Source organism: Rhodococcus sp. ACPA4, assembly GCF_002300185.1.
In the GTDB taxonomy this organism is placed as follows: Bacteria; Actinomycetota; Actinomycetes; order Mycobacteriales; family Mycobacteriaceae; genus Rhodococcus_F; species Rhodococcus_F globerula.
In genome coordinates, this window is sequence record NZ_NSDY01000001.1 from 1,223,558 (window position 1) to 1,248,902 (window position 25,345).

The window sequence follows — 25,345 nt, forward strand, 5'->3', positions numbered from 1 at the left end:
CCCCGCATGCTTCGCCGGGAGTGGCGATCGAAAGGTGTGGTTCGGGGATTGAAGAAGTACATCGCACCGCCTCGATATCGAGAGTGGAAACCATGAACGACCCTGTTCGAGCCACCGCACATCGCGTCGATCGCGATTAATGGGTCGGCTCGGAGTTCGAACCTCCCCGAAGGTCCGAACTGAAGGATTGAAGTTGTGTCGCCTCGTGCGCCCACCGCATATTCACGGCGGCGCGCACACAGCTACAAAGTGATTGCCCAGACGGGGAGGATCGAAACACCTCGTCGATCGAAAGAAATCAGGCGTTCATCGAAAACGTTCGGCCTCGCGTGCGAGCACCGTCAGCTGCTCACACAAGGCGAGTAGCTCGGTAGTATCGGCGCCCTCAGCGACAGCAGTGGCAACGTCTTCAGCAGCGCAACGAACTTCGAACATTCGGTCCACCAACTCGACGGCCTCGGTGGCCGTCAGGATGACCGCGTCCGCGGGAACGCTGGTGCCCTTCACCGCATTACGCTGCTCGTACGCACGCTGGCGGCACGACTGGCAGCAGTACCGGCGGCGACGGCCGACGCCGACTGCCGCTACGCCACGACCGCACCACGCGCAAGGACTACCGGCGCTTCTGGGGCGCGTGCTCGAGGTCATGAGATGACACTTTACTCGAGATTCAGACGCCCTCGATGTCCGCTCGGATGCGAGCGCGCGGGACCCGGTAAGATGGGGAGGTTGCGTCTTCTCGCCACACGGGAACCAATCCGGTGCTCGTGGCGTTGTAGATGAGTGTGAGCGTCTACTCCCCAACACCGGGCGCCCACCAGCGGTGACGAACGAAGAGAGGACACCACCATGGCAGATCGCGTACTTCGAGGTAGCCGACTCGGAGCTGTGAGCTACGAGACCGACCGTGACCATGACCTCGCCCCCCGTCGTATGGCGAAGTACAAGTGCGACAACGGTGAGATCTTTGACATCCCGTTCGCCGACGACGCCGAGATCCCCGGTACGTGGATGTGCCGCAACGGCCTCGAGGGTTCCCTTATGGAGGGCACTGCGCCCGAAGCCAAGAAGGTCAAGCCGCCGCGTACCCACTGGGACATGCTGCTCGAGCGTCGTTCCGTCGAAGAACTCGAAGAACTTCTGAAAGAGCGTCTCGATCTCCTGAAGGCCAAGCGCCGCGGAGCGTGATGCACTAGCACCACAGTGTGCACGTCGAAGACCGTCCGGCCACGTGCCGGGCGGTCTTTCTCGTTGCATTCGATGCCGATGTGGTCCTTGTGTTGCAGCCATTGTCCACGAACCCTTCTTCGACGCCGATGTCATCCGAAAGCGTTCCCGCTCAGCAGTTTTCATCGATCAGACAAGCGCCGTGCCGGTAACCTTCCTCGCACTGTTCGGCAGGGAAAGCCATCGGCACGGATATCTGTACCAGTGTTTGCTGTATCCCCTGACGGCTCGGCTGCCAAACGTCACGGATGGAGTACGGCCGGTATGCGAGTGAGCACAGTTTCTGCTCAGTGAGCACAGGCTCCAGCGCCCAGAAAACCATGCTCACTCGAGGAAAAGGGGCCCAGCTTCCTTCGCCGATTGCGCCTACACGGTCCAGCGACGCATCACCACGTATCCCGCCGCCCCCACCACGATCAACCCGACGCCCAGAGCGACCGTCGTCGAATCCGTCACCAGTCCCGCCATGCCGGTGACTGCTACGAAAACTGGCACGAAATCGAACAGTCGAGCAATCGATTCCGGCGGCTCGACCGGAAACCCGAGTGCTTGGCCGGCCTTGCTCCGGGCGTAGCTCGGGTACCACTCGGTGAACGAGATAGCGAAGAACGTGCCAGCCAACTGCAGAATCCAACCGGTCCAGAAATTGCCGCTGTCGCCCAGCACTGCGTCACCGATCAGTCCGACAATCGCAGACCAGGTGAAGGCCAGCGCCCAGACCGCGGTGATCACGTAATTGATCCGCAAGAAAAGCGAAGTGGTCCAGTACTCCTCCGGAGTGGATTCCTTTGCATATTGCATGGTGAACGGATTGCGCAGCAGTATCGATCCGAAAGCGAAGACAACAAGCGTGATATTGGTGAGCTCACCGCCCCACAATTCGAACCATTCGATCGTATTTGCCGATGCGAACAGTCCAATTCCTGCGAGTATGCCGAAGAAGAGGACATCGAACAGTTCCAGCAGTTTCAGAGTGCCGCCCCGCCGATGATTTGCGGCCAGTATCAACAGAGATAATCCGAGCGCAGCTGCAGCGGATTCCTCGAATCGTCCTGGTCCGGACAATAGTGAGAGCAGAATCCACGGGGACAATCCCGCAAGTGGAGACCGTAGAACAGCATCGACAACGCTCGTCTTACGGCTGACACTCTGATCTTCAATCATGGGAAACGCCCTTTGCTCGACTAGGTGTCAAGGCGAATACCCGATAATGAAGGAGGCGAAGCCCTTGTGCCCCTAACGGCGCTTTTTGCGCCCCGAATCACACGGCCCGGAGTACTTGTCCAGTCCGACGCCCTTGTTCGCTTTCTTGCTGCGTCCGGTCGGGCCTGATTTGGGGCGCTGCACCCACTGACCGTCGGCGTCCAGACCGGGCATGCGTTCACTGAGAGTTCGGCTGTAGCGCGTCTCCCCGTCGACGGTCAGTACTCCGTCCTGCACATCGATGTGCGCGACGGTCGCCCAGAACGAGTTCTTGCCGTTGCCGACGTACACGAGGATCTCGTCGGCGTCCGAACCAGGGAGTCCGTCCTTACCGGCTTTGCCGTACCGAATGGCGACGCGAGGATTGCCGAACGAATCGATTGCACCGGCCCCGTTGTCCACGCTCTGATAAACGTTGACCAGCAGATCGCCGTTCTCGTGGGGCAGCACACGAACCTGCTCGACGGCCGGCTTCTTCCCCTTGCCCGGTCCGGCGCTGTCTCCGTAGTGGTAGATGTGCGGCCAGGTTTCGAGTCCACCTCGATGGTTCGGCTCACCGCTGATCACGACGTAGTCGTTGGTCTCTTCGTTGCGGCAGAAGAAGTAGACGTCGAGGTCTCCTTCGCCGTACTTCTTGACCTTGCCGTTCTTGTCGTACGTCGCCCCGCGCCCGTCCCATTCCAGGCCGACAGTCAACACCCAACTGGGATCGCCTTGGCTCTTACGCAGGTCGATGCGCGCTGTCTTGTCCTGTGAATCCTTAGTGAGGCTGACGGAGACTTTCTCGAAGCTGACGGTGGGGGCGGGAGCGGCTACGGGTGCTTCAGGAGCCGCAACAGTTGCGGGCTCGTCGTCATCGACGTCGATACCGTGTTCGGCGGCAAAGGCTGCCAATCCGGCGCTGTATCCCTGTCCGACGGCGTCGAGACGCCAACCCGCGCCGCGGCGATACAAGGCGACCAACTGCAGCACCGTTTCGGTAGTCAAACCTGTTGGCACAAAAGACAACTGCTGCGACGATCCACGGGCGTCGACGCGGAGGGAAGTGACATCCGAGAAGTTCTTTCCCTGCGCTTCAGTGCTGCCGGTCATCAACACGCGGTGAACATCAGCAGGCAGAGCGGCGAGGTCGATGGTGATCGTCTCGTCCGAAACGAGTGCAACGCCGGGGGCTTTCGGGTTGTTGAAGAAAACGAAGTCGTCGTCGGTTCGGACTTTCCCGTCGGCGCCGAGCAGAACTGCCGCGATATCCACCACACCACGAACGCTTCCGGTGTCGAGCGCGATGGTGTAGCTCGCGTCCACCAGATCGGTTTTCGAGCCCTTGGTTACGTCAGTCATTGCTCTCTCCTGTTTCGGGAAGGGAGGGTTCACGTCGTCGGGAAATTACTGCTATCACTATTGAGCCCGCAGCGAGGAGGCACAGGACGACCTCGGGCGCGGGGCCAAGCTTCGTTGCAAGGGTGGTGTCGGTCGACAGCGGCACATCCGCAACCAGATACTCGGGTACGAACAAGTCGGTTTCCGACGTGACGGAACCGTCCGGCGAGATGATGGCGCTGACACCGCTGGTAGCTGCGACGACCACGGCTCGGCCGTGTTCGACGGCACGAACTCGCGACATCGCCAACTGTTGGTACGTCATCTCCGTATCGCCGAAAGTGGCGTTGTTGGTCGGTACGGCAAGAAGTTGCGCTCCGTTGCGCACTGATTCCTGGAATGCCCGGTCGAATGCCACTTCGTAGCAGGTGGCGATGCCGATGGGCACACCCGCGGCGTGGACAACGCCATTGCCGTCGCCGGGTACGAAGTTGCCGGCACGGTCGGCGTACTCGGAGAACTTCCGGAAGAAATCGCGATACGGCAGGTACTCGCCGAACGGTTGGATGATCTTCTTGTCGTGCTGTTCCTGCGGACCCTTGTTTCCGTCCCAGACGATCACGGAGTTCGTGGTTGTCCGGTCGGCGTTGACCAGCACGGTACCGACCAGGATCGGCGCACCGATCGATACGGAAGCGCGAGTGATGTCGGCTGCTGCGTCCACGTTGCGCAGCGGATCGATGTCGGAGGCGTTTTCCGGCCAGATGACAATGTCGGGTTGTTTGACGCGTCCGGCGTCGACCTCGTCAGCAAGCCTCAGAGTTTCGGCAACATGGTTGTCGAGCACCTGCTTGCGTTGGGAATTGAAGTCCAACCCCAACCGCGGGACGCTTCCCTGAATTGCCGCGACGGTGATCGTCTTCTCGCCGGAGTCCATGGTTGCGAGGAACGGCGCCACGGCAACAGCCAGCAGAACAGGTACGACGGATGCGGCAACCGCTCCGACAAATCCCCTGTCCCAGCGTTTGCCTGCAACGGCAATAGCTACGGCAGCCAAACCGGTGCCGGTCAGGGCCACCCCGAAACTGAGCAGCGGCGCTCCGCCGAGGCTGGCCAGCGGAAGCAGTAAACCTTCGGACTGGCCGAAAGCAAGCCTGCCCCAAGGGAATCCGCCAAACGGAACACTGGAGCGCAGCCATTCGGTCAATGACCAGATTGCGGCAATCCAGAGCGGAGCCCACGGTAACCGAGACACCAAAACTGCCAGGAGCCCGAACAATCCGATGAACAGTGACTCCACGGCGGCAAGGGCGATCCACGGCATTGCGCCGACAAATACCCCGATCCACGGGAGTAGTGGAATCAGGAAGCCGAGACCTGCCAGGTAGCCGTATCCGAATCCAGCTCGCAGCCGCAGTCCCCCGCGGCCGAAGTTCGTCAGCACACACGTGAGGAGTGCAATGCCCACCGGTGCGAGAAACCACAGAGGCCGCGGCGGAAACCCCACAAAGATCAGATATCCACCCGCTGCCGAGTACAGCGACCGCAACCACACCGAACGGGTCAGAATCTCGGTTATCCGAGACCGCTGCCCGGCGGGTGACTCAACGCTCATAAACGACGCGTCCACGATGCACCGATCGAACACACACCGGTGCCTGCGCGTCGGCGTCGAGACTCGGTAGCGCCGGGACACGCGAGCGCGGATCGGTCGACCATCGCTGGACCGAGTCGGCCGGCGCGCTTACCTCGAGGTCTCCCGCTTCCCAGATGACATACGACGCCGGCGCACCCGGGTTGAGTGTTCCGGCCGCGCCGTCGCGGACTCCACCGGCGCGCCAGGCGCCGCGGGTTGCGGCCGAGAAGGCCGCTCGAGGTGAGATGCCGCTTCCGTCGGTGCGGTGATGCACTGCGGCGCGGAGCATCGCCCACGGTTCCACCGGAGTGACCGGTGCGTCGGAACTGAATGCGAGGGATACGCCCTTGGATGCGGCCGGGGCAAACGGGTTGAGTGCAACGGCACGTTCGCCGCCCAGTCGCGTCGCGTACAGGCCGTCGGTGCCGCCCCACAATTCGTCGAAGACCGGCTGGACGCTGGCAATGACGCCGAGCGCGGCAAAGGTTTCGGCGTCGGCGACAGACATCATTTCGGCGTGCTCGAGACGGTGACCCAGTGCGGCGACCTTGGGTCCGCCGAGTTCGTCGGCAACCTGCTGAAATGCCGTCGCAGCGGCCGAGACGGCGGCATCACCGATTGCATGGAACCCGGCTTGAATTCCGGCGAGGGTGCATGCCCGTACGTGCGCCGCGATGGCGTCGACGCCCAAGTAGGCGTTTCCGGTCGAATCCGGTTGATCTGCATAGGGTTCGGCGAGCCACGCAGTGTGCGATCCCAGCGAGCCGTCGATGAAGAGGTCACCGCCGAGTCCGTGCGCGCCGGTCTTGTCGAGGAGCGCTCGAGCGTCCTCCGCGGTACTGACGTGCTCACCCCAGTATCCGCGGACCTCGACGCCGTGATCGTGGGCGAGGAGTTCCTGGAAATCGGTGAGGCCGGAGATATCCGGGCCACCGCACTCGTGCACGGCAATGATTCCGCGTGAGGCGCAGAGATCGAGAGCGGCGGTGCGGGCGGCGGCGCGCTGATCTGCCGTGAGGAGGTTGCGTGCGGCGGCGCGGGCGAGATGGTGGGCTTCGAAAGTCAGCGGGCCGTCGGCGGAGTAACCGGCCTCGTTTGCCAGTCCATCGATCCCGTCCCGCAGTGTGCTCGAGCACACTGCCGAGTGCACGTCGATCCTGGAGAGGTACACCTTGCGCCCTGGCGCTGCGGCATCAAGGTCAGCCGTCGAGGGCGCAGTCTGATCGGCCCACTCGGTGTCGTCCCAACCGTGCCCCCAGATGACGGCGTCGGGATTGGCGTCGGCGAATGCCGTTACACGCAAAAGGCATTCGTCGAGCGACTGTGCACCGACAAGATCAAGTCCGACTATGGACAATCCGAGCGCAGTGATGTGGACGTGGGTATCGACAAAACCGGGAGTGACAAACGCACCGTCCAGATCTTCGATCTCGGCGCCGGGATGCAATGCGCGTCCGGCGCGTTCGTCACCTACCCAGACGACGGTGCCGTCGGTGATGGCGAGCGAAGTCGCGTCAGGTGCAAAGGAACTGTAGATCCGGCCGTTGACCAGCAATCGAGTAGTCACGAGCGCCAAGTCTGCCTGTTAGTACTGCGGCCCCCGCGAACGGGTGGGTGTATCCGTGTCGAGAATCTCACCCTCGAGGACAAGTTCCTTGCCGTTGCTGGCCACATATTCGGTGGTCGCGGTAGGTGTTTCGACGATGATCTCGCCGTCGATGACCTCACCGTTTCCACGCATCCGGGCTGCGTATCCGACGGTGCCTGCAAAGGCGTCACCGCCCGCTGCGAACGCCGCTGCCCGCCGGCCTGCCAGGAGGACAGCAAGAGGACGCAGTGCCCAACGGGTCGGGGGAATCAGTAGGAGCAGACCCAGGACCGATGTGACAAGACCGGGAACGAACATCAACGCGGAGCCAGTAGCAACGAGCGCGCCGTCTGCCACGGCGAGCGACGGTGAACCTTCACCGCGCGTTGCCTTGCGGAATCCGTCCATGACTTTTCGCCACTGCGAACGCATGAGCACCATCCCGACCAGTGAACCGGCCAGGAACAGCAGAATTGTCCAGGCAATGCCGATGGCGTTGCCCACGATGACAAGTGCGGCGATCTCGACGATCACGTAAAGCAGGAACATGGCGGCGATCATGACGTCCCCTTTCAGACGGTCTACCACTACAACGCACGACGGTTCGGTTTTTCTCCCGAGCGCCCGACATTGCCTGTGTAGTGAGTCACTTCCCCACCACGCCGGGTGTGCGCGTCGTTAACTAACGCTCCGCTAACGATCTAACCCTAAAGTTGACCTTTAGACTCTGCGTGTGGTCAAGTCGTTTCACCCGCTTTCCAGCGGACCTAGTGAACGTGAAGGAGCCCGACATGAGCCGACTCCCCGGCAACAGACTTTCCCGGCGTCTACCCGCTGCGCTGGCCGGCGCTGCCGCCGTCGTAGCCCTGACTGCAGGGTCTGCCCTGGTCGGAGCCGGTTCTGCGGCGGCAGATCCGCAGGCACCTGCCGAGTTCACAGTGCCGATCGAGATCAATGTGCCCACCGACCTCGCGGCACTGATCGATCAAGCCGGCGCAATTTCGCCCGAGGCCACCGCTGCGTTGAATCAATTGATCGGCACGGCGGCAGCTGACCAGATCGCTGACGCATTGGGCGTTGATCTCGGCTTCACGACACCGGCGCCGTTCATGTATCCCGCACCGACGGTTGGTTGCGGGCTCGACGGACAGATGGCGACGGTGACGCTGGCAACGGCACAATCCGGCCCCAACTACCCGCTGCCACCGTGGGTGGAAGACAACCAGATTCGCTTCCAGGCCATTCCCGCATACGTGGGGATTCCGAAAACGTCCGAGTTGAGTGTCGCTTGGATCAACACCAGCACATTCAAGGGCGGAATTGTTCCTCTGGACGAGACCCTCCCGATTCTGGACACTCCCCTGTTGTCGAAGGTCGTCGACACCGGTGACGGCAAGGTCCTGGCCGCGATGTTCGGCAAGGTCGACTACACCGACGGAAAGTCCTGCATCGTGCTTCCGACGGTCGGCTCCTTCGACGCCTGAGTTCGTATCGGCCTACGAGCCCGGAGTCACCAGCCCGGTCTCGTAGGCCAGCACGACAGCTTGCACGCGGTCGCGAAGATCCAGCTTCGTGAGGATGCGTCCCACATGAGACTTGATCGTCGACTCCGATAAGTACAGTTCCTGGGCAATCTCCGTATTGGATCGCCCCGCCGCGATATGGCTGAGCACTTCCCGTTCACGTTCGGTCAACACGTCCAGAACGATCGGATCTCGCCGTGGCGCCGGACCGTCGACGATGAAGCGAGACAACAATCTTCGCGTCACCTTGGGTGACACAACAGCATCGCCGGCCGCAACACTGCGGATTGCGGACACGAGGTCCTCGGGTGGAGTGTCCTTGAGCAGGAACCCACTGGCACCTGCCCGCAACGCACCGAGTGCATGTTCATCGAGATCGAACGTCGTCATCACAAGAACACGCGATTCGATCCCCGACGCCAGAATCTGCTCGGTTGCACTGACGCCGTCGACAATCGGCATTCGGACGTCCATCAGCACGACATCCGGCTTCAGTGCGATCGCCGAGGCAAGCGCAGCCGCTCCGTCCCCGGCTTCACCGACCACTGAAATATCTTCGTGTGCCGCGAGGACCATATTGAGCCCCATACGCATGAGTTCCTGGTCATCGACAATCAGCACGGAGATAGGCACCGCGTAAACCTATCGGGCCGACCGGGCTGATGCGACTCAGCCTTTCGGATGGGCCGGCAGATGTCGAGTGGCGTCGTAGGGCTCGAAGTAGGATTCGCCCACGACGAACATCCCCTTCTGCGGCAGCCAGAAATCTCCGAGACGTGCCTGCACAGGTAGCGGACCTGGCGGTCCGATATCGACCCCGTCGAAACTCGCTCGACTCCGGTCGACGGTCCACAACATCCGAGGATTCGCTCGGAACCATTGACCGTTCGAGGTGGTCCCGGTCAGTTTCACCCGGCCGACACCCAGCGCAGGTCCAGCGGCCCGTCCCATCGCGGACATCACGCCATCGCTGCGCCACATCGCGCCAGGCATCAGCTTGCCCATGCCCGTCATCACGGCGGTCGCCGCTGATCGGCCCACGTCGAGTTCCCACACGAGTGTCTCGTCCACCCTGACCGTGAAGGCGGACGGGCCCGTCCACGTCACCTTGATGTCCGCTGTTCGCGCGTCGGCGAGATCCGAGCCGAAGTATCGGGCGCAACTGTTCTCGGGCGAGTTGCTGCTGTAAATGATCCAACGTCCGTCGGGGTCTCGATGCCACACCGAGTCGTACCCGGCACCGACCGAGCTGGCGGGAAAGTGCCGCATCGCCAAGTAGTGGCCACTAGCGAATGGTTGTCCCATCACCCCGTAGCCGGCGAATCGTTCTTGTCCGTCACCCGGGGGAACCTCTCTGGTGCGTTCAGCAATTGATCGTGGATTGTCAGTCATCATCTGTCCTCTCCGAATCCGTCCCCGTTCGACGGTTACCCCGTTTCAACATCGGCACCAGCGCGTTGCAAAGTCGCCAGTGCAACATTCGTCGGGATTCTGGAATGCTGGATGTACAGCAACCACACAACGGGGAGGCTGACATGAGGTTTTACGAGGATCACATCGTTCCGCGACTGGTGAACGCAACCTGCGGGATGTCGCTGACCGAACCCTCGCGCAAGCGAGTCTGCGCCGACCTGCACGGTCGCGTTGTCGAGATCGGGTTCGGATCCGGTCTCAACGTCCCGTTCTACCCAGACTCCATCGATTCGGTCAGCGCCGTCGAACCCGCCGACCTCGGCTGGAAACTAGCGGGCACACGGCTCGCGGCGTCACCCGTGCCCGTCGAGCGCTCCGGACTCGACGGGCAGTCACTTCCCTTCCCCGACAACACCTTCGACGCCGCACTCTCCACGTGGACGATGTGCACTATCCCCGACGCGGGCGCCGCGCTGCGCGAGGTGCGACGGGTTCTCAAGCCCGGCGGAACCCTGCATTTCGTTGAACACGGTCTTGCCCCGGACGAGAAAGTGCGACGCTGGCAGCACCGCTTCGAACCGATCCAGAAAGCAGTCGCAGGCGGCTGCCATCTCACGCGCAAGATCCCGACGCTCGTGCAAACCGCGGGCTTCGAGATCCACGCCCTCGACACCTTCTATCAGAAGGGTGTACCAAAAATCATGGGCGCGCTGTCCCTCGGCGTTGCCAGGCCCGTAGGTTGACTGACTCCGGGCACCAGGACTTGTGCGGCGCTACCTGTTGCGTCGCCGAGTGATCCGAAGCTCGCTACGGCTTCGCGCCGGGCGCGAGCGAATTGCGGATCAGCCGCGGGCACGTTGACCGATGGCCGCTTCGGAGACGATATGGACGATTCGACTTGCCCGTGTTGCGTCTCGAGCGGCACTGACGATCCACCACAGCATCTGTTTACGGGCGCTGGGCGGAAAACCGTCCCAGTTGCTTCGAGCTCGCGGGTCTCGATCCAGCGCCGCCGTCAAGTCAGACGGTTCCTCGAGGTCTTCTACTTGGTCGGAAATCGTCCACCAGCCGTTGGCTTTCGCGGCAGCAATGGCGTGGCGCCCAGCGTCGGTCATGAGACCGCGCGCCTCCATATCGGCTGCGCGTTCGCGGTTGAGCCGGGTCCAAGAACTCTTGGGTCTGCGTGGCGTGAACAGTTGCAAGCCGCGCTCTTCGTCGAGGATGGTGTTGGTGGAGTCGATCCAACCAAAGCAGATGGCTTCCTCGACGGCCTCGGGGTACGGGCAGCGTTGACGGCCGGCGGTGTTGCGCCAGGAGCACAACCACACACCTCGGGCTGATTTGTGGTTGTGCGTCAGCCAAGTTCGCCACTGTTCCCGAGTCTCGGCATGGATGATCGGGTAGTCGAATTTCCACGTTGGGGGGTGGGCGGAGACCGGTGGCGGCGATTCCGAAGTGGTCATTTATTCTCCTAGTTCAGAGCGAAGCGGACACGTATCTCGATAGACGAGGGACCGGCATGGTGGCGAGATTCTGAGGTGAATGGCGAGCTGCCTTACGGTGTCGGCGAGCTCGGCTGGTTCGATGACTGTCACTGGAGCGGTGAGCGCAATGCGAGCAACCGTCATGGCGAGCCGGCCGAGATCTTCACCGCGGATCTCGACCACACTGAAGTTCGGCCCCAACTCGATTGGTGTGTGGTCAATCCATCGGAGCACACCCTCGAGTTCGGAGAACGTGGCTTCGATGACGAGTTTCGCATCGAGGTGACGGGGCGACGAGCCGAGTGAGCTCGCGACGAAGCCAGCCGCATCACCACCCGGAATCTCGCGTGGTGTGAAATGACTGCCCGCCAGCTGGGGCTCCCAGAGTCGGTCCAGCCGAAAAGTTCGCCAGTCACCACGATGTTGGTCCCATGCCAGGAGGTACCAACGTCGTCCTGCCGTGACAAGTTGGTGCGGCTCGACCAACCGTCTGCTGCTCTCGCCATCACCTCGCCGATAGTCGAAACGCACATGCTCATGGTCGCGACATGCCGCGGCGAGCACACTGAGTGCTTCGGGATCAACGATGTCGTTGTCGTCCACCCGCCGCATCGAAATGACGCTCGAATGTAGCGCCGACACACGTCGGCGCAGGCGATGAGGCAGGAGTGTTTCGATTTTCGTCAGCGCGCGCAGCGACGTTTCTTCGATGCCGTCGATGGCTGCCTCAGCGGCGTAGCGTAGCCCGACGGCTACCGCGACGGCCTCGTCATCGTCGAGAACCAGGGGCGGCACGTGTGCTCCTGTTGCAAGTCGGTAGCCCCCATATTTTCCCGACGTGGAATCGACCGGATAGCCGAGGTCGCGGAGGCGATCAACGTCGCGGCGCACCGTTCGCTCCGTGACCTCGAGTCGTGCGGAGAGCTCGGCGCTGCGCCAGAAACGATGAGTCTGCAGGAGCGACAGCAGCTGCAGCGCTCTACCTGTTGGATCGTTCCGCATTTCTTCAGTGTGCCAACAATCGAGGACACGATGTGTCCGCAATGTTCCCTATCGTCGGGGCAACCGGTCATTCCACACACACGATCGGTAATCAACCCAAAGGAGAATCCGTGAATCCATCCGACTTCCCCAAGCCCGTCCTTATCCCAGTCAACGGCGTGGAACTCGAAGTCTTCGAAGCAGGGCGACACAATGCCGGGAAACCCATCGTGCTGTGTCACGGATGGCCAGAGCACGCCTATTCTTGGCGATACCAGGTGCCCGCCCTTGTCGAGGCGGGCTACCACGTCATCGTCCCGAACCAGCGCGGCTACGGCAATTCATCACGTCCGACCGAAGTGACGGACTATGACATTGAACATTTGGCGGGTGATCTCATCGCACTTCTCGATCACTACGGCTACGAAGATGTCACCTTTGTCGGTCACGATTGGGGCGCCTTTGTCGTGTGGGGCCTGACCCTGTTGCACCCGGACCGGGTAAACAAAGTGATCAACCTGAGCTTGCCCTACCAGGATCGCGGAGAGCAGCCCTGGATTGAGTTCATGGAAGCCGTGCTTGGCGGTGACTTCTACTTCGTCCACTTCAATCGACAGCCGGGCGTCGCGGACGCCGTGTTCGAAGACAACACCTTCCGGTTCCTCCGCAACATGTACCGGAAGAACGAACCCCTCAGGGAGCCTAAGCCGGGTATGGCGCTGATCGATCTCGCCAGAGCAGAGACGCCGCTCGGTGAGCCTCTGATGAGCGATAGCGAATTGGCCGTTTTCGTCTCCGCCTTCGAATCGACAGGATTCACGGGCAGTATCAATTGGTACCGAAACTTGGACCGCAACTGGCATGTGTTGGCAGATGTGAACCCAATCATCCAACAGCCCACACTCATGATCTACGGCGACCGCGACGCCATCGCGAAGTCTGAAAAACTGACAGAGTTCGTGCCCAACGTAGAAGTAGTCAATCTTGACTGCGGTCATTGGATCCAGCAAGAAAGGCCCACTGAAACTAACCAGGCAATCTTGAATTGGCTGGAACGGCAGGATGCCACAACGATTCAACGCTAGGTGCGGACTCAGTAAATATGTCAATCTCATTCAGATCCGGTACTAAGCCCGTCAGGTCATGGATTGTATTTCGAGTTGGTCTTGGTGCACTGTCGCTAATAGACACGCGATGTCGATAAGTCCTTGGCGTGCCTGACCTGGCTAGAACTGGCCATCGTTCAGGCCTCCCCTGGACCGACCACGCGCAGTCCCTCGGGCGGTACTTCCTGCACGATGAATTCGTCGCGGACGTCGGTCACGATCGCTACGTAAAAAACTGGGTGACCGTCGACCTGGGCATGGCACCCGATGGTGAAACCTTCGAGTCTCGGAATCCGCTGAAGAACAGGTTCACCGCCGGCGATGTGGGCATCTCCGTGGAGGCGTGCAGCCTCGGCCAGAACGGCTTGCTGTACCGCGTCTCGGTCGACTAGGTCATCGTCGTCCGTCAGTGTCGACAGCGACACCGGTTCCCTACACACGAACGGCACCTCCAGCCTCATCGGTTGCGGCGCCCCGTCCGGGGAGGCCGGTGGGGCGTAGGCGCGGAACCCGATGCGGTACACCGCGATCGGTCGATACGATTCACGGTCGATCACAAACGACCATCGCGCATTGTGCGCCGGTACGGTACCGCTCAGCGCAGGGCCCCCATGTGCTGTCGCAGCTAGGAACTCGTCGTATCCGACGAGGTCGGCGACTCCATGATCGTGGTCGCGAGTCTGCGCATGGACCTCCAACAATTCGACCTCGAACAGCGACACCGGATAGGGGTACTTCCACCCGACGATCTCGGCGTAAAAGTCTCTGAGGGCGTCGGTGTCGAGATCGTTTGCGATCCACTGTGCGATTTCACGTGTGGTTACCTCCCCGACAGGTCGAACTGGCTCGGGAAAACCCCGGAAAACTCCGTCTTCGTCGACGCTGTCCGCGAAAGACTCGAAATCCATGTTCGCGATCGACAGGTTGTTCTCCACGCTCGGCATCTCCGCGGGAATGACGCGAAAGGTTCTCCCGCGCGGCCGCTCCGGTTCGTCCGGACCCGTGTAGACAGCGACGATGGGTTTTTCGGGGTTACTCACCGTCTCGGCATCGACGAGAAATGCGTAGTAGGGCGGCGGTTCGCCAATTGCCTCGAGCAACCCGTCGACGCTCAGTCCGTCGTAGTCACGATTGTCGATGCAGGTGAGGTAGGCCGCGAATTCCATGTCGTTGCCCTGCGGTATCGGAGCCATTGCGGCGACAGCGATCTCACGCCAGGCGGCGTCGTCGCTGAAGTCTGTGCGGATCAGCAGCGACTCGTCTGCGAGGTGGTCGGTGAGTATTCTTCCGGTTCCGAGAGTTTCGAGTACCTGCGCTTCACGGCGGTCGTGTTCCTCCGCTGCGAGTTCGGCGGTGATCTCTGCCGCCTCCCGTTGCGGTGGGTCAACGGGAACGATCGACTCGACGACGCGAGCGCAGTCGGCCGGGTCGATGTCCTGATAGCTACGAATTTCGTATGTCCAGTCACCGAGTGACTGCCGATAACGTTCCGGCGTCTGATCGTTCGGCCACTCGAGTGACGGCTCGCCGATCGCGCTCACCCAACGGCGCAACGTGAATTGGGGCGAAATCCCGTTGATCGACAAGCTCAGCTCACCGGTGCGGGGATCACCTGACTGCGACGTGGCGCCTATCGTCAGCGGAAGCCACGTCGGAACCGCCTGAGGTATCTCGGCCAGTGCGCGTTCTCGTTCCTGATGCTCGCGCTGGAACTTCGCCATCTCGTCTTGCGCGGGGCGAGAGGGACCTGTCCATCTGAAAAGGTCGGGCTCGAATTCTTGGTCCAGAGCAGGGTTTTCGAGTTCCATCCACTCATCGCTGTGCTGCCATCGCAACGCGACACCGAGGTGCGCATCGAACACGTAGGTAACCGTTTCGTTGGTGTACTGGTCGAGAGCGGTAACTTCCCATCCTTCACGGCCGCGAACCATCGCTTCTCGGGGTGTACTGGGGTCGACGAATCGATGGTTGTCGAACCCGTGACTCGATTTGGGAGGAAACACGTCGTACGCACGCAGAAGCAGTGAGGGTGAACCGATACCCATGGTCGCGTAAATGGTGTTGGGAGACTTGGCGGCGTGGACCATCGTGCCGTCCGCGTCGAGTGACCATCTGTCGGTGGTGTCCTCCAGGAATATCGGTTCACCGAACTCGTTTTCGTAACGCCATGCCGCCTCCGGAGCGTGCAACACCAACTGCCATGACCCGTCGGGTCGGTGGACGCGTCCGCCGACTGTGCGTCCCATCGTGCCGTAATTCGCGCCTCGAATCTGTTCCCATGTCGGAGCCATCTTCAGAACGTACCTGACGGTCCGTTCTGCCGAGAAAAGCCCGACCCACACGCATGCGGCCGCCAATCCCCAGCTTGCGGTGCGAGCCACGACTCTAGGTACGGTACCGTCGCATGTGGGTGACCCCGAGTCCGCGACCTTCGTGTTGCGGTTCACCGAGAACTCGGGGCATGAGATGCACAGACAGTTCCGCGAGTTCTCCTCTCCCCTCGCCGCTTGTGGTTCGACGCCGGGTTTCTGCTTCTCGCGCTCGACGACGGCGGCGTAATGGAAAACCGATTCAAAGAAGACCGCCGCCTGGGAACTCTGATCGCATGCGTCAGCCTTCTCATCGAGGCCATCGCTCGACGTGATCGATGGCAGATTGCCCGCGCGGCCACGGGCCCACTGCTCGAGGAACTGCTCGCCGGCCAGTACGACGACAAATTTGTCACCGGTGATCGTCCCGACCATCCCGGTCTTCAAGGTGTGCCAATTGCAGTGGCCGATGACCGGGTTGCCATCGTCGTCGGAAGCGTTCCGACCGATGCCGAACCCCGACCGATTCAGGTGACCGCCGTCTTGGTGGCACGCGATTGTCCTCGCCGCTGGTTAGTCGCGGCACTGGACTTCGATATGGTCGCGGACAACGACTTTCAGCGCCAAGTCCAATTCGGAACGTTTTCGGAAGATATGGACCTCGCCGTCATCGCAGCGCACGGGACACTGGACAATGAGGCCGCAGAAATCGACTGGGACGATCCCACTGTCGTTCTGCGCGAAAGTGAGAGTGGCACAGTCACTGTCGCGGACATTGTTACCGAACTGGTCAAGTGGGACAGATCGGCATGGGCGTGGTTGGCAGCAGAACGCGTCACACTGAGCGGCCACTATCTGCGTGCCAAACATCCAGAACTTGTCCGCGAGTACCCGCATCACTGAGGAAGCAGATCAACCGTCTGTCGAGGATGACTGACTGGTCATAGAGCGGACTACCTCCACTGTGACTGGAGGAGGTGCCAGATTCGAAACGTGCAGTATTCCCGGTCTTCGTGGATATCTGGGAAACTCCTCGGATGGCACTCATCGGGCGCGAAGCAGCAGCACTGCTCAACGACGCCGGAATCGAACTCGGCCCCGGATTGACCGAAGCTGAATTCGACTCTGTCCACGAACGCTTCGGATTTCACTTCAATCCGGATCACCGCAGCCTTCTCGCCACTGCCTTACCGCTCGGTGACCGCTGGCCGGACTGGCGAAACGGCGACGACCTCGAGCTGGAGACATGGCTAGATAGTGTTGCCGAAGGATTCATATGGGATGCACTGCATCAGAGTCCGCCGTTCTGGCCGCCATCGTGGGGCACATTGCCCTCCTCAACCGAGGGCATAGCCACAACGGTGCGCCGAGAACTCAGGGGGTGGCCGCGCCTCATTCCGATCTACGCGCACCGCTTCACCCCCGCCGCGCCTTCACCGTCAGAATCACCGGTGTTCTCCGTGTGGCAGACCGACATCATCTACTACGGGGCCAACCTACTCGAATACCTCACCAACGAGTTGCTGTCCGGACAGGGCCGAAAGGCACTCTCCCCCCGAACTATCAGCGTCCCGTACTGGTCGCGGTTCGTCGAGTCAGCAAACAGCGCAGAATCAATCTGACCAACATCGACGCGCAAAACCTTCTATCGAGTGTGCCGTTAACCCGACAATCCGGGATATGGCGGCTCGCCGAAGCGGTCGACAGGCCGGAAGGAAAAGCCGTCTTGCTGCGTCGATTTCGGGTTCAACGACTTCGACATCTCCGCTCTACCCAAACACGTCAATCACTCTCCAGCTGCAAGCGGAGGATGCTTGAGCGTCGAAAGACTGCTCGCAAATCATCGAATACGCACACGCTAACCCGACTCGTCTCCCGTTCTGTCAGATACAACATTGATGCATCTGTATCGAATAGCGGCACCTCGACTGGGTGCCGAGAGGCGCAAGCCGGGCACCGACTCTTTTGAAGCCACTCGATATCTCCCGGTGTCGGCGGGCTTCGTCATGTACCAGTCAGAGAACCCGACGGCGCTGTACGCCGAAGAGTTCGCAAGGGATTGCTTTCGACAACGCTATTCGCCATTCCCACGGCAACGGAAGAACCAGATCCAGCGACCTGCGATCATCAGTCATTACTTCCAGGCTGAACCGATCAGTGACGACTTGAGAGGTCGATTGGCGGTGTGCAGTATTCGAAACGTGAAATATTCCTCATGACACCATGCGGACACCGAACCGTACCGGGATTGTCGCACTGACGTGAGCCCGTTTGATAGCGGTCGGTCGGTACGCTCGTGGGCATGGGACTGGGGCTTTTACTGCTGTTTGCCATGTTCGGCCCGTTGCCGTTGCTCTGGTGGGCGGCGGTCCGGGCGAAGAGCCGCGGCCTTGGGGGGTCGTTCGTCGGGCCGTTTCAGGAGATGTTCGATCCCGGTGCGGCGCGAGCACAGATCGTCATCGAGCAGATCGCGGAACTGCCTGACCCTGCGGGCTCCGGCGACCCGGACAACGACGACGATGTGCCGTACACAGTCGCCTATAAGGGCGTTCGACTCCACATCAACCCTGATAGGGGTCGACAGCGTGGAGGCGACGGGACACCAAGTGAGCTGAGTGAGCACCAACCTGGCCAACCCCGGCAACGCCGACCCTGACGTGGTCGCGTTCCTCAAGGACCTTCGCGATCTCCATCCTGGGTGTGCCAATCCAGATCACCTGACGAATGATACGAGCTTTCGCTGGGTCAATTCGCTTGGGCTGCCCGCCGATACGACCACGAGCGCGAGCCGGCGCCAAACCTGCGCCGTGCGCGCCCGGATCAGCGTCCTCTCGAATTGTGCTAAGGCGCCCAAGATTTGGAAGATGAGCATTCCGCCGGCCGATGACGTGTCAGTCGACTCCGTCAACGAGCGGAAAGCCGCGCCGCGCCGCGCCGCTGCAAGTCCTCGACAGTTTCGCCCAGATGCTTGAGTGACCGACCTAGCCTGTCCAGTCGCCAGACGACGAGGGTGTCACCGGCCCGAAGGTGACTGAGTAGATCGAGCAGGACCGGGCGATCGTCCTTGGCGCCACTCGCCGCTTCTTCCCACCCTCGATCACATCGAATGGCCGCCAGAGCGTCACTCTGCAAATCGAGGACGTGATCGGTCCCGGAAACCCCTATTTACCTGTGACTCCCGAAATTATTTGGCACGTTTTTTACCGAATTATTTGGCACGCGGCTTGATCGTCAGGTGATTCGAGGTGGACGTTGCCACCCGATCGGTATCGTCGCGGTATGACTCGTTCCGACGTTTCCTGGCAGAGCCGAGCGATGGCGTGGCCGCTGGTCGTGGGAACTGTATTCGGAAGTTACTTCGCGCTTCTCTTCGCAGATTCCAGTGATGTCAGTAGTGTTCTCACCGCGATCTGCCTGGGGTCGCTGTGCTCGCTGCCTGCCGGCGGGCTGTTGGGAATGGCAGCAATCCTGACGGGGAAGGGCGTCCTCGCGGTCGGCGAGCGACACGTCCGCGCCGCGGCACCGACGACGTGGCGGCTCGCATTCGCAACGTCGACGGCTGTGGTGGTCGCGATGATCGTCACTGCTGCGCTCTCCGTTGCAGGAGCCGATGGGTTTAGTATCGCCTGGCCTGCGTTGACGATCTCAGCGATTTCCTTCGGAGCAGCATCCGTGTACTACCCCGCGGCCACACATGAGGACCTCGCTCACGATGACGTTGCATCAGCTGGAAAATAGGATTCGGCAAATAGCCGAATCCCCTGCCGTCTCAGCCATTAGCACTCCCCTGGTGTGGCGTTCGGGATATCAGTTCGATGCCCGTAGTTGCGCATAGTGTGAGCTACGCGGCGATTGCGTACGTGGTTGATAGCGTCTGGGACCTGTGCAACTCTCCTTGCTCTTGGTGCGATGTTTTTCGGAGTGCTCGACGAACGACGAAAACCGGCACCAGTACCGCTTGCGGTGGCGATCGGACAGCCCCCATGCCTGGCATCCGCAGTGTTGTCCTCACTGAGCCCGACGTCGGCAGTGGTGTGCGAATTCAGCGGGTACACCGACGATTGCGGCTGCGCACTTATGCGCCAGACCAGCGGGCTCGGCAACTTCGTCGCGGTAGTCGAGCAACTTAACTTAGTCGCGCTTCGACCAAATGACCGTGGTTCGGCGAATGCCCTACCGACGGCACAATTCCCACTCCCGTTATGTGGCTGGTCGATGACGCAGGAAACTCAGCAAGGGCCGCTCTTCCCGTTGACGGGACGTGCGGAAACCCGCTGCCCGACACCTACGCTCCCGACACCTACGTGGCAATCACGAATCTGACGATGCCGGACGAGCAAGCGCACGATCTGCCCCGAACATTGTGAAGCCACAGCCACGGCACCACGTTTTGGCCTGTTTAACCGGATCGCTCTCAGATCATTTCTACGGGTTTGGGTGTTCGTTTTGACCATCGACAAACTGGATAGTTTCTCCTGCCGGACACCCGAAATGCCCTGAGCGGCAATAAAAACCAGTGGATCAATCGGAACATGAGCTACAGCCACGGCAACTTAACCAACCCACTAAATAGCGGATGCGTCGCATGAGCGGCATTATTCTATCGTGACAGTCATGAAACCAGCGCCGCTCCCTCCGCGCCCGCTCCGAATCAGCCTGTCCGTCGTCGCATGGTTCAACCTGCTCTCCGCCCTTCTCGGAATGGCTGGACTAACCATTGGTGGCGGGTTCGGCCTCCCCCCGGAATGGATCGAAGGAACCGTCTTCACTTCCTACTTCTGGCCAGGCATCATCCTCGGCGTGATCGTCGGCGGAAGCCAGGCAATCACGCTTGTTGCTCAGTACGGCAGGTTCGCACTGGCGTGGGGTCTACATGCCGCAGCCGGCCTAATCATGATGATCTGGGTCTTCGTCGAAATCGCCATCATCCTCGTCTGGTCGCCGCTGCACGGCATCTATTTCGCCACCGGCATCATTCAGACAACCCTCGCCGTGCTCGCTCTAGGTGCCTGGCCGCGCCCCTTCCTCCACCAATCGTCGAAGCAACCACCACCCACTTCCTGACCGCACCGCAGGACATAGTCTTCATAAACTCATCAACACAACGTTCAGTTGCGTCCCCGCGCTGGGATACCTCGGACTTCCTGTTGATCGGTTCCCACGCCATGTTCGATCACTCGCCGGGAAGTGAAGTCAGTTCTCGAGCCTCAGGTCGTCGTCGATCAAGTTCTCAGTAGCTGCTGCACGCGCTTGCACCGGCGCCGGTGAGGAGAAGTGCCGCGACGATGCCGAATGCGGTTCGGGTGGTGAACATCTGAGGTCAACGATCCATTCGTGGGAAGAAGAAGGACAGGAGGGTGCCGGCCAGCAGTAGGCCGGAGCAAACGAAGAGGGCTTGGGAGTATCCGGAAACCAGTGCTTCCGTCGGCGCGCTGTCCGAGCGTGCCGTCGAGGACGCGGCGACGCTCACGAGAACGGCTAGTCCGAGTGAACCGCCGATCTGACGCGACGTGCTCAGCAGCCCGGATGTCATGCCGACTTCTTCGGGAGGAGCGTCGGCGGTGGCGACGTTGCTGAGCGGCATGAACGACAGGCCGATGCCGATGCTCGCCAGAAGCGAAGGCACCAGGATGACAGCCCAGAAGGGACTGTCGAGGTTCATGGTCGAGAAGATGAAAGTCCCGATTGCTGCGACCGCTGTTCCGACTACGAGTAGCGGCCGAACTCCGTAGCGTGGAAGGAGTTTGGTGGATGCGAGGATGCCTATGACCAGGCCGAAACAGAAGGGCAGGAACGCCAGACCGGTGGTGGTCGGCGAATAGCCCAGTCCGCGTTGCAGGAATAGCGAGACGAAGAAGAACGCGCTGAACTGTGCCGCGCACACCAGGCACATGATGGCGTTGGCCAGTCCGATTCGGGGTCGAAGGAGGGTGGACAGTCGTACCAGTGGTGTGGCGCAGCGGCTTTCGACCGCGACGAAGGCGGTCAGCATGACGATCGTGAGCGCGAATCCACCCAGCACGTAACCCGAAGTCCAGAAATGTGATTCAGTGGCGATGACGGTGCCGACAAGGGCGGTGATTCCGGCCGTCGCCAAGATGGCGCCGGGGAGATCTAGGGTGCCGCCTCTAGTGGCTTGGCCGGCAGGCAGGCCGCGGGTACCGGCAACTGCGGCGATCAGGGCCACCGGTGCGCCGGCGAACATCACCCATCGCCAACTGAGCCCTTCGGTCAAAATGCCGCTCAGTACTACACCGAGTGCACCGCCCAGTGCTGATGACATTGCGCCGATGCCGAATGCCTTGGCCCGGGCGCGTCCGGTGGGAAAGGCCTGGCTGAGGGCGGCGAGCCCGGCCGGCGCGATCATCGCAGCGCCGACGCCTTGAAGTGCCCGAGCGCCGACAAGCATCTCGGCGGACACCGAGAAGGTGCCGACGATGCTGACGAGGGCGAACAGCAGAAGTCCGGCGACCAGAACCCGGCGAGTGCCCATCACATCGCACAGTCGGCCGCCGAGAAGCAGCAATCCGCCGAAGGCGAGGGCGTACGCGTTGACGACCCAGGACAGCCCGGCGTCGGAGAAGTTCAGTGATTCCTGGATGTCGGCTAGCGCGACGTTGATGACCGACATGTCGAAGGCGACCAGGAACTGTGCTGCCGCGGCGGCTGTGAGGACCAGGGCAGGCGCGGCTACCGCCCGTGTTGATGTTGTCATTGCAGGCAACTCATTTGTATACATGTTCTCATAAGTAGTTAGGTTTACCTTGCTATCGACCGAGATGCAAGGGGTTCCCCGGGCGAGAGCGCCGTAGCAGGGGCGCGCACAATCGATGCATGGCCGAAAAGATGGAACCGAGATCGCCGCGGCTCGGACGTCCCCCGACGATCACGTCGGAGCAGATAGTCGAAGAGGCGAAACGGCAACTTCAGTCCGGCGGCGCCGACGCACTGAGCATGCGAGCGTTGGCGAAGTCCCTCGGCACCACACCGATGGCGCTGTACCGACACGTGGGCGACAAGGAACAGCTGATCAGCGCGGTTCTCGATGCGTACTCACAAGACCTCGGTTCGCTGGTCCTGCCACAGGATCAGGTCGAGCGGATTCGCTTGATCTTCACCGCGATCTTCGAAACGCTGGCATCTGAGCGCTGGATCATCGAGTTGCTTCAGCGCGGCGGGCGCGGCGGGAGCGGCGCCGTCGTCCTGGTCGATCGAGCCATGGCCGCGTGTGTCGAACTGGGCATGTCTCCACGCCGCGCACTGTTGGTCTACCGAGCGCTGTGGAACTACACGCTCGGCGCACTGCTCAACATCTATGACGACAGCGCGCGACCCGAAGGCAGCGTGTCACCTCTTGCGATCAAGATCCGAGAAATCGGGCCCGCGGAACTACCCGTACTCAACGAGGTGCTCGAAGACTGGCCGGCCGGGACGACGACCGATGGTTATCTCGAAGGTCTCGACATACTGATCGACGGATACCTGCGTAGCCCGGCCTAACGGCACTGACACCAGGCCATGCCTCAACAGCGACAACGTGCCAGGTAGTCAACACGCCGAGCCTCGCGCCGAGAGGCGGTGTGGCCGCCACCCGGATGCAACTTCACCTCCCATAGCCAACCGATTAACGCAGCATCTCGACGCGTTGTTTCGCCATTAGGAGAAATCGGCAACCTGCCTATCTGAGTTGTCCAGGATCAGCTGTTTTGAGGGGTGGCCGGATACACAGGCAGCCACATCGCATCCTGAACGGCCTGCACCAAGTCGTCGTGGGTCACGGTGGCGACGCCGTCATCGGCTGCTGCCTTCGCGACCGCCACAGCCACCGTCGCGGACGAGGCACGAAGGTTTTCGACGTCGGGGAGGAGGGACGCTCCCCGCTCCGAGACATCCACCTGACCGGCGACCGCGACCGCAGCTGCAAGGAGCATGCCATCGGTTACGTGACGAGAACCGGACACGATCGTGCCAAGGCCTAGGCCTGGATAGAGCAGAGCGTTATTGCATTGACCGATCCGATAAGTGACGCCGTTGTATTCGACCGGTTCGATCGGTATCCCGGTCGCCATCAACGCCTGCCCTTTGGACCACAAGATGGCGTCCTGGGGCATGACCTCTATACGACTGGTCGGGTTCGAGAGCGGCAGCAAGATGGGGCGTTCAACCCCGCCACTGAGCGCTTCTACGACGTCCTGCGTGAAAGCTCCGTGCGCGGTCGAAGTGCCGATCAGGATGGTGGGTTTGACGTGCTGGACCACCGTCAGAAGGTCGATAGGGCGCCCGCCCCAATCGGCGACTTCGTGCGCTGGCCGAGCATAGGCTTGCTGGTAGTCCGGCAGGTCCTGCATATCGTCGGTGACCAAGCCGTCGCGGTCGATAAGCCACACTCGAGCGCGGGCCTCGTCATCGCCGAGCCCGGCGCGGCTCATCGCGGCGGAGATCTGGTCGGCCATGCCCGTGCCGGCGGTGCCAGCGCCAAAGATGACAAGTCGTTGATCCGCGAACGTCTGTTTGGTGACCTTCAGCCCCGAGATGACCGCCGCCACGACGATGGCGCCGGTTCCCTGAAGATCGTCGTTGAAAATGCGGTACTTGTCGGCGTGGTCTACGAGGATACGGCGGGCATTGGAGGGGCCGAAGTCCTCAAAATGCAGCAGTGCCTTCGGGAAGAGCTTCTCCACTGTCTCGAGGTAGGTTCCGATGAACTTGTCGTACTTCTCCCCCCGGACGCGACTGTGTCGGTTCCCAAGGTAGAACGGGTCGTTGAGGAGCGCTTCGTTGCTTGTCCCCACATCTAGATTCACCGCGATGACGCGACTGGGGTTGATGCCGGCTGCGGCGGTGTAGATCGCCAGTTTCCCCACGGCGATGTCGGTACCGTTGACGCCCCAGTCCCCAATCCCGAGGATCTCCTCAGCGTCGGAGCAGACGATCAGGTCCACATCCTCCGGACCCAATTCCAGTGTGGCGAAGGCAACTTCGATGTCGTCGACGTGATCGATCGACAGGTACACCGCACGCGACTGGCGGTAGTCCTGCGACCACTGTTCGATCGCGTCCCCGATGGTCGGGTCGTACACGACGGGCAGCAATTCCGAGAGGTGATCCGCAATCACGCGGTAGTACAAGACTTCGTTGCGCTCGTGGAGCGAATCAAGGTAGATGTACTTCGCGAGATCCGTTGACTGCTTTTGCAACTGTGCGTATGAGCGTCTCGCCTGCTGATCAAGGGTCTCGACCGCTGATGGCAACCGCCCTACCAGGCCAAGTGATGCACGCTCCTCTTGCGTGAATGCAGTTCCCCGGTTCACCGCATCGTCGCGAAGAATCTTCTTTGCTTCATCCATGCTCTCCCCCATCCGTCGGGAGGACCGCCAGTGGACCCTTCAGGTGACAGTCCGGCGCCAATGACTGACCTCAATTGGAGTCAAATCTAACCCCGCAGTCGCTGCGCTGCCCACAGGTTGACTGAACTGTCCCGGCTGGCGTATCAGGGTTGCTCGCAGTGTGAACGCCACCTCTTCGGATTCGGCAGCTGACCAATCTGTCAGCGCC

The 25,345-nt window shown here is 61.2% G+C and carries 26 protein-coding genes; 11 read left to right on the forward strand and 15 right to left on the reverse strand.

Going from position 1 to position 25,345, the window contains the following annotated elements; all coding sequences use genetic code 11:
• Window positions 1–306 precede the first annotated feature (306 nt).
• Window positions 307–648, reverse strand: a complete 342-nt coding sequence (locus tag CJ178_RS05555) for a hypothetical protein (protein ID WP_033232035.1) — start codon at window positions 646–648, stop codon at window positions 307–309.
• 201 nt (window positions 649–849) lie between these two features.
• Here CJ178_RS05555 and CJ178_RS05560 point away from each other — a divergent pair, with 201 nt between their 5' ends.
• On the forward strand, window positions 850–1,188 hold the full coding sequence (locus CJ178_RS05560) for an RNA polymerase-binding protein RbpA (protein ID WP_033232034.1): 339 nt from the start codon (window positions 850–852) through the stop codon (window positions 1,186–1,188).
• A gap of 405 nt (window positions 1,189–1,593) precedes the next feature.
• On the opposite strand, the gene CJ178_RS05570 is transcribed toward CJ178_RS05560, so the two are convergent.
• The 5 genes from CJ178_RS05570 to CJ178_RS05590 all read right to left on the reverse strand — a co-directional run bounded on the left by CJ178_RS05570 (window position 1,594) and on the right by CJ178_RS05590 (window position 7,535).
• The gene (locus CJ178_RS05570) at window positions 1,594–2,391 is read right to left on the reverse strand and encodes a hypothetical protein (RefSeq protein WP_095886311.1); all 798 of its coding nucleotides are present in this window, start codon (window positions 2,389–2,391) and stop codon (window positions 1,594–1,596) included.
• Between the two features lie 72 nt (window positions 2,392–2,463).
• Window positions 2,464–3,771 (reverse strand): TerD family protein, encoded by a 1,308-nt coding sequence (locus CJ178_RS05575; protein WP_095886312.1) that lies wholly within the window; start codon window positions 3,769–3,771, stop codon window positions 2,464–2,466.
• Window positions 3,764–5,365 (reverse strand): apolipoprotein N-acyltransferase, encoded by a 1,602-nt coding sequence (gene lnt / locus CJ178_RS05580; protein ID WP_045067754.1) that lies wholly within the window; start codon window positions 5,363–5,365, stop codon window positions 3,764–3,766. The genes CJ178_RS05575 and lnt overlap by 8 nt, the downstream gene beginning before the upstream one ends.
• On the reverse strand, window positions 5,355–6,953 hold the full coding sequence (locus CJ178_RS05585; protein WP_033232030.1) for an amidohydrolase: 1,599 nt from the start codon (window positions 6,951–6,953) through the stop codon (window positions 5,355–5,357). The genes lnt and CJ178_RS05585 overlap by 11 nt, the downstream gene beginning before the upstream one ends.
• Window positions 6,954–6,971: 18 nt before the next feature.
• Window positions 6,972–7,535, reverse strand: coding sequence for an FxsA family protein (locus CJ178_RS05590; protein ID WP_033232029.1), 564 nt, complete (start codon window positions 7,533–7,535; stop codon window positions 6,972–6,974).
• Window positions 7,536–7,765: 230 nt separating this feature from the next.
• On the opposite strand from CJ178_RS05590, the gene CJ178_RS05595 reads away from it, so the two are divergent.
• Entirely contained in the window at window positions 7,766–8,458 is a 693-nt protein-coding gene (locus CJ178_RS05595) for a hypothetical protein (protein WP_095887848.1), read from the forward strand.
• Window positions 8,459–8,470: 12 nt separating this feature from the next.
• On the opposite strand, the gene CJ178_RS05600 is transcribed toward CJ178_RS05595, so the two are convergent.
• Both CJ178_RS05600 and CJ178_RS05605 read right to left on the reverse strand, forming a co-directional pair.
• Window positions 8,471–9,130 carry a response regulator gene (locus tag CJ178_RS05600; RefSeq protein ID WP_033232028.1) on the reverse strand — a complete coding sequence of 220 codons (660 nt, stop codon included), beginning with the start codon at window positions 9,128–9,130 and terminating at the stop codon, window positions 8,471–8,473.
• A gap of 36 nt (window positions 9,131–9,166) precedes the next feature.
• On the reverse strand, window positions 9,167–9,889 hold the full coding sequence (locus CJ178_RS05605) for a hypothetical protein (RefSeq protein ID WP_045068095.1): 723 nt from the start codon (window positions 9,887–9,889) through the stop codon (window positions 9,167–9,169).
• 143 nt (window positions 9,890–10,032) lie between these two features.
• On the opposite strand from CJ178_RS05605, the gene CJ178_RS05610 reads away from it, so the two are divergent.
• Window positions 10,033–10,653, forward strand: coding sequence for a class I SAM-dependent methyltransferase (locus CJ178_RS05610; RefSeq protein ID WP_095887849.1), 621 nt, complete (start codon window positions 10,033–10,035; stop codon window positions 10,651–10,653).
• Between the two features lie 99 nt (window positions 10,654–10,752).
• Here the strand turns inward: CJ178_RS05610 and CJ178_RS05615 are convergent, their stop codons facing one another.
• Both CJ178_RS05615 and CJ178_RS05620 read right to left on the reverse strand, forming a co-directional pair.
• A complete protein-coding gene (locus CJ178_RS05615) occupies window positions 10,753–11,373 on the reverse strand; it encodes a YdeI/OmpD-associated family protein (protein ID WP_095886313.1) in 621 nt (206 codons plus the stop codon).
• Complete coding sequence (locus CJ178_RS05620) at window positions 11,374–12,396, reverse strand: helix-turn-helix transcriptional regulator (RefSeq protein ID WP_095886314.1); 1,023 nt, start codon at window positions 12,394–12,396, stop codon at window positions 11,374–11,376.
• Between the two features lie 110 nt (window positions 12,397–12,506).
• Between CJ178_RS05620 and CJ178_RS05625 the strand changes: the two genes are divergently transcribed.
• A complete protein-coding gene (locus CJ178_RS05625; protein ID WP_095887850.1) occupies window positions 12,507–13,460 on the forward strand; it encodes an alpha/beta fold hydrolase in 954 nt (317 codons plus the stop codon).
• Window positions 13,461–13,618: 158 nt separating this feature from the next.
• On the opposite strand, the gene CJ178_RS32690 is transcribed toward CJ178_RS05625, so the two are convergent.
• Window positions 13,619–15,862 (reverse strand): DUF6924 domain-containing protein, encoded by a 2,244-nt coding sequence (locus tag CJ178_RS32690; protein ID WP_179300721.1) that lies wholly within the window; start codon window positions 15,860–15,862, stop codon window positions 13,619–13,621.
• Window positions 15,863–15,988: 126 nt separating this feature from the next.
• Between CJ178_RS32690 and CJ178_RS05635 the strand changes: the two genes are divergently transcribed.
• The 3 genes from CJ178_RS05635 to CJ178_RS05645 all read left to right on the forward strand — a co-directional run bounded on the left by CJ178_RS05635 (window position 15,989) and on the right by CJ178_RS05645 (window position 18,446).
• A complete protein-coding gene (locus tag CJ178_RS05635) occupies window positions 15,989–16,693 on the forward strand; it encodes a hypothetical protein (RefSeq protein ID WP_233363878.1) in 705 nt (234 codons plus the stop codon).
• Window positions 16,694–16,827: 134 nt separating this feature from the next.
• Window positions 16,828–17,412: a hypothetical protein gene (locus CJ178_RS05640; RefSeq protein ID WP_095887852.1), complete on the forward strand. Its 585-nt coding sequence runs from the start codon at window positions 16,828–16,830 to the stop codon at window positions 17,410–17,412.
• A gap of 680 nt (window positions 17,413–18,092) precedes the next feature.
• Window positions 18,093–18,446 (forward strand): hypothetical protein, encoded by a 354-nt coding sequence (locus CJ178_RS05645; protein WP_257013010.1) that lies wholly within the window; start codon window positions 18,093–18,095, stop codon window positions 18,444–18,446.
• A gap of 57 nt (window positions 18,447–18,503) precedes the next feature.
• On the opposite strand, the gene CJ178_RS33625 is transcribed toward CJ178_RS05645, so the two are convergent.
• Both CJ178_RS33625 and CJ178_RS33630 read right to left on the reverse strand, forming a co-directional pair.
• On the reverse strand, window positions 18,504–18,662 hold the full coding sequence (locus CJ178_RS33625) for a hypothetical protein (RefSeq protein WP_373557443.1): 159 nt from the start codon (window positions 18,660–18,662) through the stop codon (window positions 18,504–18,506).
• A 32-nt stretch (window positions 18,663–18,694) separates the two neighbouring features.
• On the reverse strand, window positions 18,695–18,922 hold the full coding sequence (locus CJ178_RS33630) for a recombinase family protein (protein WP_306453170.1): 228 nt from the start codon (window positions 18,920–18,922) through the stop codon (window positions 18,695–18,697).
• Between the two features lie 147 nt (window positions 18,923–19,069).
• Between CJ178_RS33630 and CJ178_RS05655 the strand changes: the two genes are divergently transcribed.
• The 3 genes from CJ178_RS05655 to CJ178_RS05660 all read left to right on the forward strand — a co-directional run bounded on the left by CJ178_RS05655 (window position 19,070) and on the right by CJ178_RS05660 (window position 20,854).
• Window positions 19,070–19,528, forward strand: a complete 459-nt coding sequence (locus CJ178_RS05655) for a hypothetical protein (RefSeq protein ID WP_095886315.1) — start codon at window positions 19,070–19,072, stop codon at window positions 19,526–19,528.
• A gap of 464 nt (window positions 19,529–19,992) precedes the next feature.
• Window positions 19,993–20,157, forward strand: a complete 165-nt coding sequence (locus tag CJ178_RS32695) for a hypothetical protein (RefSeq protein ID WP_179300722.1) — start codon at window positions 19,993–19,995, stop codon at window positions 20,155–20,157.
• Between the two features lie 247 nt (window positions 20,158–20,404).
• Complete coding sequence (locus CJ178_RS05660; protein WP_257013011.1) at window positions 20,405–20,854, forward strand: hypothetical protein; 450 nt, start codon at window positions 20,405–20,407, stop codon at window positions 20,852–20,854.
• Between the two features lie 256 nt (window positions 20,855–21,110).
• Here CJ178_RS05660 and CJ178_RS05665 read toward each other — a convergent pair whose 3' ends face one another.
• Complete coding sequence (locus tag CJ178_RS05665) at window positions 21,111–22,505, reverse strand: MFS transporter (protein ID WP_095887855.1); 1,395 nt, start codon at window positions 22,503–22,505, stop codon at window positions 21,111–21,113.
• A gap of 119 nt (window positions 22,506–22,624) precedes the next feature.
• Between CJ178_RS05665 and CJ178_RS05670 the strand changes: the two genes are divergently transcribed.
• Window positions 22,625–23,290, forward strand: coding sequence for a TetR/AcrR family transcriptional regulator (locus CJ178_RS05670; RefSeq protein WP_051730327.1), 666 nt, complete (start codon window positions 22,625–22,627; stop codon window positions 23,288–23,290).
• A 197-nt stretch (window positions 23,291–23,487) separates the two neighbouring features.
• Here CJ178_RS05670 and CJ178_RS05675 read toward each other — a convergent pair whose 3' ends face one another.
• Window positions 23,488–25,137, reverse strand: coding sequence for an NAD-dependent malic enzyme (locus CJ178_RS05675; protein WP_095886316.1), 1,650 nt, complete (start codon window positions 25,135–25,137; stop codon window positions 23,488–23,490).
• Window positions 25,138–25,345: the final 208 nt, after the last annotated feature.

Bases quoted from the DNA above. Each gene is read 5' to 3' on its own strand.
- CJ178_RS05660 (WP_257013011.1), top strand. From the start codon at position 20,405: ATGAAACCAGCGCCGCTCCCTCCGCGCCCGCTCCGAATCAGCCTGTCC.
- CJ178_RS05645 (WP_257013010.1), top strand. From the start codon at position 18,093: ATGGGACTGGGGCTTTTACTGCTGTTTGCCATGTTCGGCCCGTTGCCG.
- CJ178_RS05605 (WP_045068095.1), bottom strand. From the start codon at position 9,889: ATGACTGACAATCCACGATCAATTGCTGAACGCACCAGAGAGGTTCCC.
- CJ178_RS05640 (WP_095887852.1), top strand. From the start codon at position 16,828: ATGGCACTCATCGGGCGCGAAGCAGCAGCACTGCTCAACGACGCCGGA.
- CJ178_RS05610 (WP_095887849.1), top strand. From the start codon at position 10,033: ATGAGGTTTTACGAGGATCACATCGTTCCGCGACTGGTGAACGCAACC.
- CJ178_RS05675 (WP_095886316.1), bottom strand. From the start codon at position 25,137: ATGGATGAAGCAAAGAAGATTCTTCGCGACGATGCGGTGAACCGGGGA.
- CJ178_RS05555 (WP_033232035.1), bottom strand. From the start codon at position 648: ATGACCTCGAGCACGCGCCCCAGAAGCGCCGGTAGTCCTTGCGCGTGG.
- CJ178_RS05560 (WP_033232034.1), top strand. From the start codon at position 850: ATGGCAGATCGCGTACTTCGAGGTAGCCGACTCGGAGCTGTGAGCTAC.
- CJ178_RS05620 (WP_095886314.1), bottom strand. From the start codon at position 12,396: ATGCGGAACGATCCAACAGGTAGAGCGCTGCAGCTGCTGTCGCTCCTG.
- CJ178_RS05670 (WP_051730327.1), top strand. From the start codon at position 22,625: ATGGCCGAAAAGATGGAACCGAGATCGCCGCGGCTCGGACGTCCCCCG.
- CJ178_RS05655 (WP_095886315.1), top strand. From the start codon at position 19,070: ATGACTCGTTCCGACGTTTCCTGGCAGAGCCGAGCGATGGCGTGGCCG.
- CJ178_RS32695 (WP_179300722.1), top strand. From the start codon at position 19,993: ATGTGGCTGGTCGATGACGCAGGAAACTCAGCAAGGGCCGCTCTTCCC.
- CJ178_RS05615 (WP_095886313.1), bottom strand. From the start codon at position 11,373: ATGACCACTTCGGAATCGCCGCCACCGGTCTCCGCCCACCCCCCAACG.
- lnt (WP_045067754.1), bottom strand. From the start codon at position 5,365: ATGAGCGTTGAGTCACCCGCCGGGCAGCGGTCTCGGATAACCGAGATT.
- CJ178_RS05595 (WP_095887848.1), top strand. From the start codon at position 7,766: ATGAGCCGACTCCCCGGCAACAGACTTTCCCGGCGTCTACCCGCTGCG.
- CJ178_RS05590 (WP_033232029.1), bottom strand. From the start codon at position 7,535: ATGATCGCCGCCATGTTCCTGCTTTACGTGATCGTCGAGATCGCCGCA.
- CJ178_RS05665 (WP_095887855.1), bottom strand. From the start codon at position 22,505: ATGACAACATCAACACGGGCGGTAGCCGCGCCTGCCCTGGTCCTCACA.
- CJ178_RS05575 (WP_095886312.1), bottom strand. From the start codon at position 3,771: ATGACTGACGTAACCAAGGGCTCGAAAACCGATCTGGTGGACGCGAGC.
- CJ178_RS05570 (WP_095886311.1), bottom strand. From the start codon at position 2,391: ATGATTGAAGATCAGAGTGTCAGCCGTAAGACGAGCGTTGTCGATGCT.
- CJ178_RS33625 (WP_373557443.1), bottom strand. From the start codon at position 18,662: ATGCTCATCTTCCAAATCTTGGGCGCCTTAGCACAATTCGAGAGGACG.